The organism is Pseudovibrio denitrificans JCM 12308 (assembly GCF_001310815.1).
Lineage (GTDB): Bacteria > Pseudomonadota > Alphaproteobacteria > Rhizobiales > Stappiaceae > Pseudovibrio > Pseudovibrio denitrificans.
Window position 1 is genome coordinate 14,558 of record NZ_BAZK01000010.1, and the last position, 13,367, is coordinate 27,924.

Below are 13,367 nucleotides of genomic sequence, written 5' to 3' on the forward strand. Positions count from 1 at the left end.
CCTAGAGACCGACATGATATTGGCTGGTAGAGCTGGTCAGTTACTTGAACGCGGAGGGAATAAACTCAACGGCCTTGCAGGAAATGTATTTGCCGCGTCGGATCAGGTTTCGTGAGGCTGATTTATAACAGACATCCCGAAGGACCAGATAGGCAGGCAGTTTGGCGCCAGAGCCATAGGTTGTCATAATCATCTCTGCCCATTTCTTTGCCAGCGGGCTTGGCTTTTCGACAATCGGCAGGCCATCGTGTTTTTCGCCGGTGTATTTGAGGATCAGTTCCTTTTGAACGGCTGGCTTTGAGAGAGCTGCGAGGGCGCCTGTCAGTGACGCTTCATTGTCCTTTATTACGCCATCTGTTTCTGTACGACCGCCTTCTGGTGCGCCATCGGTTTCTTCTATCTCTTCCTCTTTTTCTTTAACGACGACATTGTAGTGGTTCTTCTTACCGTTTTCAGGAGGCTTGAACTCGATCTCAAACAACGCTGCCCATGGTTGTTTCGCTGCCCATTTCTTGATGTTTTTGAGGCTGGTGCCCTTGCCCATTTTGGCGATGACTTTCTGCAGGATGTTTTCCTGCAGGGCATTGAAAGCTTCGTGGGCTTCGCCATAGCTTTCCAGCATGCCCTCCCCTTTGGAGCTGAGGAACTTTTCCAGCGCTTCCTTATGCGCCTTCAGTTTTTCTGCTTTGCGTTCCTGATCTGCCTTCAAGTCGGCAATGTTGTCTGCAAGCTCTGCCAGATCTCCAGCCATGCTCTTAGGGGCACTGCGCAGTTTGTGGGCAGCCTGAACGGATTCCGAGGTCCCTTTGTAGGTTACGACGTGGACCTTCTTTTCCGGCTTTCCGCGTTTGAGCTTGCCTCGGAGCCCAGAGCGGTTTTCCCTGTACCAGACTTCTTTGACTTCCATATAGTCTGGCAGTTGATCGGAGATGTCCTGTCCTTCTTTCTGAGCTGTCAGCAGGGTTTTGGCCCATGCCATGGAGGCTTCACTTGGGATGCCGACAAATGGTTTGCCGTCCGGCCCTTTTTCGCCAGTCTCCTGATGAGACATGGACGCCATCAGCTGGTCTGAGCGAAGGCCATTGAAGCCAAGCTCCGGTGTGTTGGCAAGATCGGTTTTGGTGACTGATTTGTGGGGCATGTCGACATGGTTGTCGACCATCGGATCGCCTGTGTTTGCGGGTGTCTCCGGGGCGGTGCGCAGTTCAGAGGTGATGGAGTAGTCACGCCCCTCTTTTTTGATGCTGACCTTGACCATCTGCGACCATGGCTGGGTTTCTGCCCATGCCAGAGTTTTCTTTACATTGTTGCTTTTATCCAGATGTGTCAGCACCATCTCTTCTGCTGTGCGCTGCAATCCAGAAGTGGCGAAGACGGCTTTGGGGCGTTCGTCATTGAGTTGCAAAACCGCTGCTTCCACTTCTGCCCCTCGGCTGATGGCAGCTTCCACGCAGTTGGTGCAGTTGAGCGCGAAGGCCATTTGCTTGGATGTGGCTGTGCCGTAGGCGATGGCTTCTTCTTCCAGCTCTGCCAGACGCTTTTTTTCACGCTCCGTCACCGCGCTTGCCTTGGCTTGATGCAAGGTCTTCATCATAGTGTCGCCAAAGGCTTTTTCTTCCATCAACTCTTTGGTGGTGGCCACCAACTCATTGCCCAACACCTTCATATTCTGGCTGAAGAACATGATGGTTTCACGCTGTGCCGTATCCATTTTGTTAGAGGGGGTGTCGCTGGCCTGACGTAGGTAGGCCCGAAACTCCGGTGCGGTCGACTGATCCTGAAACACTTCGCGAGTAAGTTGGCGGGATTGTTTTTTCAGCTCAATTTCGTGCTGCATCAACACCATCTGGCGGGCTTTTTGATCGCTCTCGCCTAAGGTGCCTTTGACCAGACGGTCCCATTTGACGGCCTCCGGGTCGGCATAGGCTGCGCCCACCGGATCTTCCTCATAATGGGATTTTTGAGATTGGTAGGAGTTAAGCCGCTCTGTGAACCCTTCTGTTGGCCTGATGCCGCATCACTCAGCGCAGCCGTCAGCGGACGCTTTTTGCGCTCTTCAGCGGGTGTGCCTGCCACTACATAATCCGGGATGTCTGGATCAACGGTCCAATCCGGCGTGTCTTCATCAACTTGCGAGCCAATTGCCGCGCTGGCCTCAGAGATTTTACTGGTCACGCTTGGAGAGCGTTTTTTGCGTCCACCACCGACTAGGTCGTGGAACTTCCAATTCATCTCAACATAAACTTTCTTCAGCCAATCATCGTATTTCGGGGCGGGCGCTTGTGCTGGCATAGACACACCTCATCTCACCTTGCGTCATGCCGCTTATTTACCACGTTCACATTCACGTGATGTCGCTGGACTGTGGGCTTAGTTAGCGATTGGTGAGCTGCCCGAGGACAATGCAAAAGAAAAGCCCCGGCAGACCGGGGCTTTCGTGTCCAATTCTCTGATTTTGCTGTGCTTACTTGAGGCGCTGCTGATCAAGTTCTGTCACCTTCACACCAAACCGCGAGATCTTGCTAACCTGCTGCTGCATTTCGGCACACTCTTCCATCAGGGCTGTGAGTAGCTCACGTCCGAGGCCTTCAGGGAGTAGGATGGTATCTGCCTGCCTATAAGTAGAGAAACAATGGCGGGGCAGGCAGTGTCGATTAGTGCATAACTCGAGGTAGTACGACCATCGCATGACCCGCTTACATCTTATGTTTACTGCATAACTATGGTCTTAAAGGACATCTGCTCTGCACAAACAGATCTTCTATAATCTGAGGCGATGGCTCTTTGCGCTCTGAGGATGATCATAGGCAGCATAATGTCTGGTCTCATTTGCGTATACTCCTCAAATTCTGCCCAATCTCCACCACCTTCTAATATAGCCACTGTCATCCATTTTAACCCGCAGAGTTCATCTTTGGGGAAAGGCTTGCCCAAAAAGATGCCTTTACCAAGCTCCCATTGTGCTGTTGCATTGCCATTCTTTGCGTACCTTTCTAAGGACATCTCACGAGAAAGCGTACTTAGTAGTCCTTGATTGAGGCGTGTATTATAAGGTTGAACACTCTCTTTCAGCCAACTGAGCTCATCCCTATATTTTTGAAATCTATTCTCCTCAGGTATTCCCTCAAGTACTTCGATGCGCTCATTATTATTCTTAATGAACAAAAGTATGCGCTCGTAAAATGCTTGATAAGAAGGCGTGCGAAACTGATATGTCAACTCAGAAACATCTAAAATCTGCTCTGCAGTAAAATGAAAAGACCTTAAAACAAGCACTACGTAGAAGTCATGAGCAGAGCCTTGGAAATGTTCAATATTAAACTTGTAGGCGGCAATCTCTTCATAATTTCTTTCCCACTGTTTCCGTTGCGTAGGCTGCTCAAAGTCGGGCAGTTTTAAGATATGATCTTTGAAATGATCGACAAGGAGGTATTCGTTAAACTCGGTATCCAGCCCAACATTTTCAAGGAAAAGAGATGCGTAGGCGTCGATAATCCCTTTCCCCTCCAATTTCTGCGCTTTTATACCCCAATCAATTGCAGAATTAACATCTTCAGAAGCTCCTAATCCCAGCTTAAACATTTTGGAAAGTTGCCGCGCTGCTTGCGGATTTCCCGCCTCGGCTAGTGCCATAAAAGCCGGGAGGGCTTCTTCATAGCGCTCTGCATTGAGCAAACTCACAGCCTCTTCGTAGGAGACATCAGGAGCCTTGGGGTGTGTGGCCTGTGAAAATGCGATTGTAGGGATAAGTGATAAGGAGAGTGCCAAAACTAAAAATCGGATGCTTCGGGAAATCATTGCAAATGCCTGTAGTAATCATGCGAGACAATTAGTTGTATTATTATATAATACAATCATTACAGGCATACCTATTTGATATTAGTATTTTGCCAGTGTTTTATTCATTTCATTGCCCATCGACATGTAAAGCTGGACTGAGCTGGATTTGAATTGCCGAGCGTTTGTCCTGAGCTCAACGAACCTGTATTTTTCTCTTAGAAGCAAGTTTAATGATATTGCCATGGAGTTGAGGCCTATTAGTGGCTGGGTTGCACAATGGCAGGCCGCATGTCAGCTATGCTCACCAAGCAACATGCTGCAATGGCGAAGGCTTTTGCATGATGAACCGCAGCTAAAGCACTCGTTAGATACGAGAGTTTCTTACTCTTCTGTACTTGCAAGATTGTTCTCTCAAGAACACAAAAGCCCCGAACAAACGGGGCTTTCATGCGTTTACTGATATCTCCAGTGGCGCTTACTTGAGGCGTTGCATGACGGAGACGTAGTTGGCGACGGCGGCGCCGCCCATATTGAAGATGCCGCCGAGTTCTGCGCCTTCTACCTGAATGCCGCCAGCTTCACCCACCAGCTGCATGGCTGTGAGGGCGTGCATGGACACGCCGGTTGCGCCAATTGGGTGGCCTTTTGCTTTCAGGCCGCCAGATGGGTTGACCGGCAGTTTGCCGTCCTTCTGGGTCCAGCCTTCCAGAATAGCCTTTGCGCCCTGCCCTTCTGGCACCAGACCCATGGCTTCGTATTCGATCAACTCAGCGATGGTGAAGCAGTCGTGAGTTTCGACGAAGGACAGATCTTCGATGGTGATGTTGGCCATGGAGAGCGCGCGCTTCCATGCTTCAGAACAACCTTCGAACTTGAGGATGTCGCGCTTGGACATTGGCAGGAAGTCCTGCGCATGACCCAAGCCGCGGAAGGCGACTGCCTTCTTTGCGGAAAGCGCGGTGGTTGTGTCGGTGAGGACGATGGCTGCTGCACCGTCAGACACCAGCGAACAGTCGGTCCGCTTCAGTGGGCCAGCCACGAACGGGTTCTTCTCGCTCTCATTGAGGCAGAACTCCACGCCGAGGTCCTTACGCATCTGCGCGTATGGGTTTTCGACACCGTTCTTGTGGTTTTTCGCAGCGATGTGGGCCAGCGCTTCGCTCTGGTCGCCATGTTTCTGGAAGTACATGCCTGCTATTTTGCCGAAGACGCCAGCGAAACCAGCCGGGGTGTCGCCGTCTTCTGGCAGGTAGGAAGCTTTAAGCAGGTTTGCGCCGATTTCCGGACCGGGTGTGGTTGTCATCTGCTCAACGCCGACGACAAGTACGAACTTGGCATCACCTGCCTTGATGGATTTCACGCCCTGATGCACAGCAGCGGAGCCCGTCGCGCATGCGTTTTCAACGCGGGTGGTTGGCTTGAAGCGCAGGTTATCATCCGCCTGAAGCACGAGGCTTGCGGTGAAATCCTGCTTGGAGAACCCGGCGTTGAAGTGACCCAGAACGATCTCATCAATGTCTTCTGCGGCGAGACCGGCATCGGCAATCGCTTGCTTGGCAACCTTTGTTACGAGAGTCTCAACTGTCTCATCTGCCAGTTTGCCAAACGGTGTGTGTGCCCAACCAATAATTGCGGCCATTTTCTTCTCCCAAAGGAATTAAAGTGGGTGCCGAAAGTCTCGCCTCAAACCCGGCTCTTAAATGCGCGCAAATCGTTTCACCCCTCGGCATAAGATGCAATCATACGGAAGTTGTAGTGAGCGGGGCTATCCGAGGGACTTTATGCTAGGTTTTGGTGTTCTGGCAGTTGCTTGCACCAGTTCACCACGTTTTACCGCCAGTTTTCACGATGGGGTTACATCCGCATTTTGTGGCGAGGGTGGTGCGGCGCTTGTTCGGCCCCTTAATTGATACCAATGGGTTTCAATTGGGTGAAAACAGTCCTTCATATTGAGCGAATTTCGGAATGTGTAGGGGGGAGTAAACTCAGGATTATTGCGGAAAATCCAAGAGTTTGAGGCCCGGTATCTCCAGCCAGAGCAAAATCATCAGCATTGCAGAAAAGCGAGCCCAACAGGGGGCAGCGACCACAGATGGTCGTGCTGATGAAAAGCGCATTCCACTTTCCGTATTCATTATCGCCAAGAACGAAGAAGAGCGGATTGGCCGGACTATCGCCAGCTGCATTCAGTGGGCTGATGAGGTCATTGTGATCGACAGTGGTTCCACAGACCAAACTGTGACCGTTGCCCAGCGCATGGGCGCGCGGGTGCTGCACAATGACTGGAATGGCTATGGCTTGCAGAAACGCTTTGGTGAGGACCAGTGCCGGCATGACTGGATCCTGAACATTGATGCGGACGAGGTGGTGACGCCTGCATTGAGGGATGAGATTCTGGGGCTGTTTCAGACTTCTGTACTGGCGAACTATGACTTCTGGGAGGTCGACATCCGTGATGTTTGGCCTCACGAGGAGACAGCCGCCAAACACGCCTTTTCGCATAAGCAAATCCGGCTTTATCGCAAGAGCGTCGGGCGGTTTTCTGCCAGCTCGGTACATGACACCGTTCGCCCGCCCAGCGCCGCCAAGATTGGCATGCTGAAAGCATATGGACCATCGCAGCATTCCCAGCATCACGTTCCACTATGACAAGATGAACCGCTACTCGACCATGCAGGTTCAGGAGATGCGAGGACGTGGGCGCCGGTTGCCGCGCTATAGGTTGCTCTTTGAGTTTCCCCTGGCCTTTCTGAAGGGCTATCTGGTGCGCGGGTATTGCCGTTATGGCTGGTGGGGCCTGATTGCTTCCACCAACTACGCCGTGAGCCGGTACTTGCGGCTCGCCAAATTTGTTGAGGCTGAGCTGATGGAACAGTCAGGCCGGCCTGCAAAACACCCTTCCCCTTCCGCACAACACAAAAAAGCCTAGCACACAGGTGACTTAATCCATGGCTGAACAACAAACGCCAAGCAATCCCCCTCTTGTCAGCGTTTTGATCCCCGCCCGCGATGCAGCAGAAACACTCGGTGAAACCCTCAGCAGCCTGCTGGCACAGAGCTTCACCGATTTTGCCGTTGTGCTGGTGGATGATGGTTCCACTGACGAAACACGGGAGATCGCCAAGCATTTTGCGGGGCATTTTCCAAAGGAGCAGTTTCAGATTGTTGAAGGGCCAGCTAAGGGCATTTCCTCTGCGCTGAATGCGGGGCTTGCCGTGATCAAGAGCCCGCTTGTGGCGCGGTTGGATGCAGATGACCTTTCTGAGCCCCGTCGATTGGAGCGGCAAGTGCGGATTATGGAGCGCAATCCGGACTGGCTGCTGTGCGGGACTGAAGTTTCGGTGATTGATGAAAGTGGGCAGATCATCGATCAGATGGAGTGTCCGAAGACGACGGTTGAAATCCGCAAGCGGCTTTATGAGAAGTGCTGCCTCTATCATCCGACCATCATGTTTCGACGAGACGCTGTGATGGAGATTGGCGGCTATCGCTCTCAGTATGATGGCGCTGAGGACTATGATCTCTATTTGCGTTTGCTGGAGTATGGCAAGATTGGTGCCCTGAATGAGCGGTTGGTGCGATATCGCATCCATCCTGGTCAGGTAACCGCCCAACGTGGACGGCCTTATCGGATGATGGCAGACATGGTGCTGCTTGCCGCGATAGCCCGCATGCATGAAGAAGAAGAGCCAGAGTTCACAAAGGACACTTTGGCGGCAGACCTGAGCAGTGCTTTGCGTGCTGAATTGAAGGAACGTGGTTTTCTGGAGATCACGCCCAAGGTCGCCCGGCATATGGCCGTGCGGATCAAACGGGCGAACGCCAAGGCGAAACGGCTAAAGGGCCTGCTGTTTCAGAAGAATGCGCTTGCCGGGAACTACAAGGAAGCTGCAAAAGCGTTGATGGCTTAAAGAGCTGGATGGATAGCTTCTGACAGGCGCATCGGCTGGAGGAGCTGTTGAGTGACGAGAAGACTTGGCTCTTACGTCAGCATCCGCTCACCGTATGCTTTCTTCAGCGGTCTTGCCTTTGCGGCTCTTAGGTCGGTTTCATCCACTGAGCGAGTTCTATGGTGATCTTTTCTGGGCCGAAGAGGAAGACCAGCTTTCTGTCGTTGAACTCCATGACTTCAGAACGGGCGCTGAAACCGGCGGCCTGAAGGTGGGCTAGTCTGTCTTCCAGATCATCTACGGCAAAGCACAGATGGTTGTAGCCGGTTCGGCAGAGGTCTTCTGGGTATGGTTCTGCCCGGGCCTCAGGATTGCGGTAGTGGAGGAGTTGGATTTCAAACCTTGGGCTATGGCCTTTCAGCACCAATGTGACGTGGTCGGCCTCAAGATCCGGGATGCCCATGTACTCAGAAAACATCGGGCCTGAGATGACCAGCGCCTTTTGCTCTTCAAAATCCAGCAGTTTGAAGAATGTGCGCGCTTCCTCAAGGTCGCGGACGGCTACGGTGACGTGATCAGGGTGCATCTGGTTGATCTCCTGAAACAGAAGGCGGACTAACTCACTCGGATACGAGCATGTGGTCAATCAGGCCTTGCGTTTTGTTGGTGCCGCTGACGTGGTCATCCCACAGGCTCATGAGCATGTCGTCATAGGTCTCTGCAATCTGGTGAATGTTGAAGAGGCGCAGCACGCGTTCTCGCCCAGCCTTTGCCATCTCTTCGCGAAGGGGTTGGTTATCTGCCAGATCAAGCAGTGCGGTTGCGATCTCTTTAGGGGATCGTGGGTTGATCACCTTGCCGGTTTCACCCACGGCCTCCCACAGACCACCGGAGTGCGTGGTGATCACGGCGGCTCCGCAGCTCATGGCTTCGATCGCTGTGCGGCCAAAGCCCTCTGCAACAATGGAGGGCACAACCGCTATGGAAGAGGTTGCAAGGCGCTGCTGAACGCTGGGCGCATCCAGATTGGTTTCTATGGAGACACTGGAAGAATGACCGGAGAGCATCTGGCGAAGGGAGTTGGCCGTTGATTGCTCTCCTTCATCCGTAACTGCTAGTACAAGATTCAGCTTCCAGCCGGATTTCTCCAGCCGCTCTGCACAGGCGAGCCATGCCTGGGCCAGATCAAAGACGCCTTTGTCTTCCCGGGCGCGGCCCACATAGATCACGGAGTTTTCTTTTGGTGCCGGAGACCAGAGCTCGCAATCTATCCCGTTGGGTACGACAACACTGCGGGCTTTTACGCCGGTGAAGTTTTCGCAAAAGTTATTGCGGGCATCTTCACCAACCAGATGATCCCGGCCAGACGGTTCATTTTGCGGGTGTATTTCCAGCGTTTGAAGGCGCTGTTGCGCTCAAACCTGCCGTGTCGGTGCAAGATTACGGGTGTGCCGGGAAAGTCAGTGATGATCTGGAACGCCGTTTCCAGATGCTGGTGCACGACGATCAGCTGCGGGCCGAACTCAGAGAGGGGATCATAAAACTTTGCGGGGGTTGGTTTCTTGCCCGGTTCTGTCACTGCAACAACATCAATATCATCAAACAGATCCTCTTCCCCACCAGCGAAGATGCGCAGATTGCTTTTGTTCTGGCTGTGAAGCGCCAGATCATGAGCGCACAGGTCTATTGATGTGGCTCGAGACTGACAGAAATGCATGTTACGCGGCATTACGATTGCAGTTCTCAACGCGGCCCCCACTCTACTGTTTGCATTCAGGAAAGCGGGAACTGGGGGGACTGTACATTCCTTAGAAGTCTTCCTTCCAAAATCAGGGGTGCTTCTTTACGGAGGTGATTTTCCCGCATGAGGGTGCCTGTGCATCTGTGGGAGGCAGAGCGCATAACGCTTGTAATTGGCGGGAAACAAAGGCATTAGAGCTGCACCTTTTACTGGTCCGCACTGTCGTGACCAAAAGCGGAATGGATGGATCTTTGACAAAGCGCGTTGCAATCATCGGAGCAGGCCCTGCCGGGCTGTTTGCAGCTGAGCAGCTGGCGAAAGCCGGTGTGTCGGTAAGCGTGTTTGATCAACGCCCTTCCCCTGCCCGCAAGTTTCTGATGGCTGGTCTTGGTGGCCTCAATCTGACCCATAGCGAGGATCTGGAGACATTTCTCAGCCGCTATCGTCCTGCGCATGAGCAACTGCTGCAGTCTGTGAGAGCGTTCCCTCCGGCAGCGCTACGGGAGTGGAGTGCTGAACTGGGTGAGCCGACGTTTGCTGGCTCCAGCGGCAAGGTGTTTCCTGAAAGCTTCAAGGCCTCCCCTCTTCTGCGCAATTGGCTGAAGCTGCTGGCTCAGCATGGGGTGATGCTGTATTCCAACACCCGCTGGTGTGGGTTTGATGATGCTGGAGCTCTTTTGCTTCAGAAAGGCGATGAAGCTGTCGAAACGCAGAGCTTTGATGCGGTTTTGCTGGCCCTGGGCGGTGGCTCCTGGGCCAAGCTTGGTTCTGATGGCTCCTGGGTTTACATCTTGCGCGACAAGCAGATTGAGGTGAAAGAGCTGCTCCCGGCCAATTGCGGATTTGAGATTGCGTTTTCTGATCACTTCAAAGAGCGCTATAAGGGAACGCCTCTCAAAAAGATTGCTATCTCGCATGGTGGCCAGCGTGTTGTTGGCGATGCGATGCTTGATGCTTCCGGGATTGAAGGCGGCGTAGTCTATGCGCTTTCTGCAGTTTTGCGGGATGCTATCCTTGAGAACGGTTCCACGCAGATTGAGGTTGATCTGAAGCCGGATGTGTCCGCTGAAAAGCTGGTTGCCAAGTTGAAGAAACCGCGCGGTAAGCAATCCATGAGTAACTTCCTGCGCAAGGCCACTGGCCTACCCGCAGCGGCGATTGCCTTGCTGCGAGAGGCTGGGCCGTTGCCGGTTGAGGCCGATGAGCTGGCGGCGCACATCAAGGCTTTGCCGTTACAGCTCACCGCTCCTCGACCGATTGACCGCGCGATCTCCAGCGCGGGTGGTGTTTCTTTTGATGAGATCGACGAGCACTATATGCTCACCAAACTGCCTGGCGTGTTCGTAGCCGGTGAGATGCTGGACTGGGAGGCTCCGACCGGTGGCTATCTGCTGCAGGCCGTGTTCGCAACAGGCCGCTCCGCTGCACGTGGCATTCAGGCATATCTTCAAGCCTGACGGGTTTGGAACTGGCGGCGGTAAGCTGTTGGGGTGGTACCGTATTTGCTTCTGAAGTGATGGCGCAGGGTTGCTGCTGAGCCGAAACCGCAGAGGTGGGAGAGGTTTTCCATATCCATGGTCTCTTCCGCTTCCAGCAGGAGCTTGGCTGTTTCCAGCTGTTTGGCGCGTCGCCATTCTGCCGGTGCCTGACCGGTGACCTTTGAGAATTTGCGGATGAAGGTACGCTGGCTCATGCCCATGAGGGCAGCCATTTCTGGCACAGACATGGTATAGGCCCGCTTCTTTTCCAGCTCCTCAAAGAGGGAGGCAAAGCGTTTGCTTTCCCTTTCTTCCGGCACAGGCTGTTCTGCGAACTGGGTTTGTGTACCTTCCCGGAAAGGCGGGGCGACCAGTCGCTTGGCGACGCTGTTGGCGATCTGGGACCCATAGTCCTGCCGGATGATGTGGAGGGCCAGATCAATGCCTGCTGCACTGCCTGCGGAGGTGAACACTCTGTCGGTTTCAGAGTACAAGCGGTCTTCTTCCACGTTGATGGCGGGAAACTCGCTTTGCAGGGCTTCGGCGTAGCGCCAGTGGGTGGTGGCTATTCTGCCGTTCAGCAGGCCCGCTTGTGCCAGCACAAATGCACCGGAGCAGATGGAGGCAACACGGGCACCGCGCGTGTAGGCTTTGCAAAGTGCTTCGATCAGGTCTTCCGGCACCGGGGTTTCGATACCGCGCCAACCGGGGATGATGATGATGTCAGCATGTTCCAGCGCGTCGAGCTGCTTTTCAGCTTTGATCTCTAGACCGCCTGCGGCTCGGATTGGGCCGTCTTCAATGGCGACGGTTTCGTACCTGTACCAGTTTGCGCCAAACTCTGGTCGTGGCAGGCCGAAGAGCTCGTAGGCCTGTCCGAATTCGAAGGTGCACAGGCCATCATAGATGAGCGTTGCAACGAGTGGGCCTTTGGGCTTGGTGGATGTCTTTGAAATCATCGGAAATCATGCATTTTGAAATTGGCGTATTTTTTACGAATATAGTCATTCAAGCCAGTTTTGTGCAACGGGGAAATTCTTCAGATTACCTGAGCAGGCGAGATTCCTGCCATCACCGAAAGCAGTTCAGCGAAGCACCCATCGCACAAGCTGCTTTAAAACAAGCGTTTTTGGTGCTCCTGCCCCCTAAACGGGAGCGCCATCATAGATTTGGAGAGAGACATGGCTTCACGTGCACTCGAATATTCCCCGGCAGACCCGAAGCTGGCACTCGGGCATTTCCGTTCCATCCTGCAGTTTGAAACTGACTGCTCAGATGTTCAGGCTGATCTGGCAGAAGGTACAGCTGAGTTTGTGTTGCTTGATGTGCGCGGCCCAGTTCGGTTTGCGCAAGGACACGTGGATGGGGCACTTTGCATGCATCACCGTGATCTGACGGAAGAGAACCTTGCCAAGTGGCCGATGGATACCGTGTTCGTGGTTTATTGCGCCGGACCACACTGCAACGGAGCGGACAAAGCGGCTTATAACCTCTCAGTCCTGGGTCGCCCGGTGAAGATTATGCTGGGCGGTATGACCGGCTGGATCGACGAAGGCTTTGAGCTGGTTAAGTCACCGGCAGAAGAAATCGCTTAAAGGCAGAAAGCACCGGGGCTGACCTCGGTGCTTTTCAATCATGGTTTTGCGCTTAGCTTTTCTTTTTCTTCTTGCCTGCTTTTTCGAACATCGGCTTCATTTTCTCGTCCTCGCGCGCCATTTTGCAAAGTTGAGCTGATGTCTTGTCTTTGTAGGCTTTTGAGTAGTGCGTGTACCTTTCCAGATAGACGTTCACGTACTGTTTGACGGCGCATTTCCTATTGGCGCTTTTGCTGGCGAGGCACACAAGCATGGCAGATTGCGCCAGCAAATCCTGGTTCTTCATCGTCATAGAAGGGCAGTGTTTATCAATGTAGTTTGCTCGTGCCACTTTATCTGCCTGATCAACAAACAGATCTGGCAAGGAAGACCGTGTGGTCACACATCCACTCAGTACAACCGCTGCTGCAAGCACTACAAATAATTTTAGATAATTTTTCAAAGTATTAGCTCCCATAGCAAGTTAGAGCTAATTAGATGCATAAAGCACGTTTTGCAATTTTAAGATGAACTTTAATTACTACCCAATACAAAAGTTGCACCCCACAATAAAAAAGCACCGAGGTGGGAGGATACCTCGGTGCTTAACAAAGCAGGCATAAAAGGCCGAATGGGAGGGGGAGGTACGGCCTTAAAATCGTCGGGGCAAGACAACCTGCCTTGAGACAAGGATGGCCCACCAAGCAATGGAAATAGACCGCCCTTAAGTTGTCCGCATAAACATATGCAGATGATCCTGTATCAGGATTTATTGTTATTTTGATAATACTGGGTGCATAGCACTCAGTACTTAACGACGCCCTGTTAAACCAACATTCTTATTGTTATTGAAGGTAGCAGGATCTTGTTATCATCAGGTTGTCAGAGATGGTGAATAAACACT

At 52.8% G+C, this 13,367-nt stretch carries 15 protein-coding genes; 6 read left to right on the top strand and 9 right to left on the bottom strand.

Features of this window, described 5'->3' with window-relative positions; genetic code table 11:
• Positions 1 to 40: 40 nt before the first annotated feature.
• Together JCM12308_RS14520 and JCM12308_RS30015 are read right to left on the bottom strand one after the other, a co-directional pair.
• The gene (locus tag JCM12308_RS14520) at positions 41 to 1,936 is read right to left on the bottom strand and encodes a hypothetical protein (RefSeq protein ID WP_208978596.1); all 1,896 of its coding nucleotides are present in this window, start codon (positions 1,934 to 1,936) and stop codon (positions 41 to 43) included.
• Complete coding sequence (locus JCM12308_RS30015; RefSeq protein WP_208978597.1) at positions 1,873 to 2,292, bottom strand: THUMP domain-containing protein; 420 nt, start codon at positions 2,290 to 2,292, stop codon at positions 1,873 to 1,875. The genes JCM12308_RS14520 and JCM12308_RS30015 overlap by 64 nt, the downstream gene beginning before the upstream one ends.
• Before the next feature lie 145 nt (positions 2,293 to 2,437).
• On the opposite strand from JCM12308_RS30015, the gene JCM12308_RS32345 reads away from it, so the two are divergent.
• On the top strand, positions 2,438 to 2,572 hold the full coding sequence (locus tag JCM12308_RS32345; protein WP_280138385.1) for a hypothetical protein: 135 nt from the start codon (positions 2,438 to 2,440) through the stop codon (positions 2,570 to 2,572).
• Between the two features lie 137 nt (positions 2,573 to 2,709).
• Here JCM12308_RS32345 and JCM12308_RS14525 read toward each other — a convergent pair whose 3' ends face one another.
• On the bottom strand, positions 2,710 to 3,798 hold the full coding sequence (locus JCM12308_RS14525) for a hypothetical protein (protein ID WP_054784245.1): 1,089 nt from the start codon (positions 3,796 to 3,798) through the stop codon (positions 2,710 to 2,712).
• A gap of 457 nt (positions 3,799 to 4,255) precedes the next feature.
• Positions 4,256 to 5,419 carry an acetyl-CoA acetyltransferase gene (locus tag JCM12308_RS14530; RefSeq protein ID WP_054784246.1) on the bottom strand — a complete coding sequence of 388 codons (1,164 nt, stop codon included), beginning with the start codon at positions 5,417 to 5,419 and terminating at the stop codon, positions 4,256 to 4,258.
• A 374-nt stretch (positions 5,420 to 5,793) separates the two neighbouring features.
• On the opposite strand from JCM12308_RS14530, the gene JCM12308_RS14535 reads away from it, so the two are divergent.
• Genes JCM12308_RS14535 through JCM12308_RS14540 form a run of 3 tightly spaced genes read left to right on the top strand, consistent with a single transcriptional unit; the run spans position 5,794 to position 7,691 of the window.
• Positions 5,794 to 6,429, top strand: coding sequence for a glycosyltransferase family 2 protein (locus tag JCM12308_RS14535; RefSeq protein ID WP_208978598.1), 636 nt, complete (start codon positions 5,794 to 5,796; stop codon positions 6,427 to 6,429).
• A complete protein-coding gene (locus JCM12308_RS30020; RefSeq protein ID WP_208978599.1) occupies positions 6,389 to 6,709 on the top strand; it encodes a glycosyltransferase family protein in 321 nt (106 codons plus the stop codon). The genes JCM12308_RS14535 and JCM12308_RS30020 overlap by 41 nt, the downstream gene beginning before the upstream one ends.
• 19 nt (positions 6,710 to 6,728) lie before the next feature.
• Positions 6,729 to 7,691 (top strand): glycosyltransferase, encoded by a 963-nt coding sequence (locus tag JCM12308_RS14540; RefSeq protein WP_054784247.1) that lies wholly within the window; start codon positions 6,729 to 6,731, stop codon positions 7,689 to 7,691.
• Between the two features lie 127 nt (positions 7,692 to 7,818).
• On the opposite strand, the gene JCM12308_RS14545 is transcribed toward JCM12308_RS14540, so the two are convergent.
• From JCM12308_RS14545 to JCM12308_RS30030, 3 genes are read right to left on the bottom strand one after another with little or no spacing between them, the layout of a single operon-like run.
• Positions 7,819 to 8,256: a VOC family protein gene (locus tag JCM12308_RS14545; RefSeq protein WP_054784248.1), complete on the bottom strand. Its 438-nt coding sequence runs from the start codon at positions 8,254 to 8,256 to the stop codon at positions 7,819 to 7,821.
• Between the two features lie 34 nt (positions 8,257 to 8,290).
• A complete protein-coding gene (locus JCM12308_RS30025) occupies positions 8,291 to 9,064 on the bottom strand; it encodes a glycosyltransferase family 4 protein (protein ID WP_373282373.1) in 774 nt (257 codons plus the stop codon).
• Complete coding sequence (locus JCM12308_RS30030; RefSeq protein WP_208978601.1) at positions 8,971 to 9,417, bottom strand: hypothetical protein; 447 nt, start codon at positions 9,415 to 9,417, stop codon at positions 8,971 to 8,973. The genes JCM12308_RS30025 and JCM12308_RS30030 overlap by 94 nt, the downstream gene beginning before the upstream one ends.
• Before the next feature lie 233 nt (positions 9,418 to 9,650).
• Between JCM12308_RS30030 and JCM12308_RS14555 the strand changes: the two genes are divergently transcribed.
• Positions 9,651 to 10,868, top strand: a complete 1,218-nt coding sequence (locus JCM12308_RS14555) for a TIGR03862 family flavoprotein (RefSeq protein WP_054784374.1) — start codon at positions 9,651 to 9,653, stop codon at positions 10,866 to 10,868.
• Here the strand turns inward: JCM12308_RS14555 and ftrA are convergent.
• A complete protein-coding gene (gene ftrA / locus JCM12308_RS14560; protein ID WP_054784249.1) occupies positions 10,859 to 11,848 on the bottom strand; it encodes a transcriptional regulator FtrA in 990 nt (329 codons plus the stop codon). The genes JCM12308_RS14555 and ftrA overlap by 10 nt on opposite strands.
• Before the next feature lie 222 nt (positions 11,849 to 12,070).
• On the opposite strand from ftrA, the gene JCM12308_RS14565 reads away from it, so the two are divergent.
• On the top strand, positions 12,071 to 12,484 hold the full coding sequence (locus JCM12308_RS14565; protein WP_054784250.1) for a rhodanese-like domain-containing protein: 414 nt from the start codon (positions 12,071 to 12,073) through the stop codon (positions 12,482 to 12,484).
• A gap of 52 nt (positions 12,485 to 12,536) precedes the next feature.
• Here the strand turns inward: JCM12308_RS14565 and JCM12308_RS14570 are convergent, their stop codons facing one another.
• On the bottom strand, positions 12,537 to 12,941 hold the full coding sequence (locus tag JCM12308_RS14570) for a hypothetical protein (protein ID WP_128647413.1): 405 nt from the start codon (positions 12,939 to 12,941) through the stop codon (positions 12,537 to 12,539).
• Positions 12,942 to 13,367: the final 426 nt, after the last annotated feature.

What these genes read in the sequence shown, in the direction of transcription:
- JCM12308_RS30015 (WP_208978597.1), bottom strand. Translation starts at nt 2,292, where the DNA reads ATGCCAGCACAAGCGCCCGCCCCGAAATACGATGATTGGCTGAAGAAA.
- JCM12308_RS14525 (WP_054784245.1), bottom strand. Translation starts at nt 3,798, where the DNA reads ATGATTTCCCGAAGCATCCGATTTTTAGTTTTGGCACTCTCCTTATCA.
- JCM12308_RS14530 (WP_054784246.1), bottom strand. Translation starts at nt 5,419, where the DNA reads ATGGCCGCAATTATTGGTTGGGCACACACACCGTTTGGCAAACTGGCA.
- JCM12308_RS30020 (WP_208978599.1), top strand. Translation starts at nt 6,389, where the DNA reads ATGGACCATCGCAGCATTCCCAGCATCACGTTCCACTATGACAAGATG.
- JCM12308_RS14540 (WP_054784247.1), top strand. Translation starts at nt 6,729, where the DNA reads ATGGCTGAACAACAAACGCCAAGCAATCCCCCTCTTGTCAGCGTTTTG.
- JCM12308_RS14545 (WP_054784248.1), bottom strand. Translation starts at nt 8,256, where the DNA reads ATGCACCCTGATCACGTCACCGTAGCCGTCCGCGACCTTGAGGAAGCG.
- JCM12308_RS14555 (WP_054784374.1), top strand. Translation starts at nt 9,651, where the DNA reads ATGGATGGATCTTTGACAAAGCGCGTTGCAATCATCGGAGCAGGCCCT.
- ftrA (WP_054784249.1), bottom strand. Translation starts at nt 11,848, where the DNA reads ATGATTTCAAAGACATCCACCAAGCCCAAAGGCCCACTCGTTGCAACG.
- JCM12308_RS14565 (WP_054784250.1), top strand. Translation starts at nt 12,071, where the DNA reads ATGGCTTCACGTGCACTCGAATATTCCCCGGCAGACCCGAAGCTGGCA.
- JCM12308_RS14570 (WP_128647413.1), bottom strand. Translation starts at nt 12,941, where the DNA reads ATGGGAGCTAATACTTTGAAAAATTATCTAAAATTATTTGTAGTGCTT.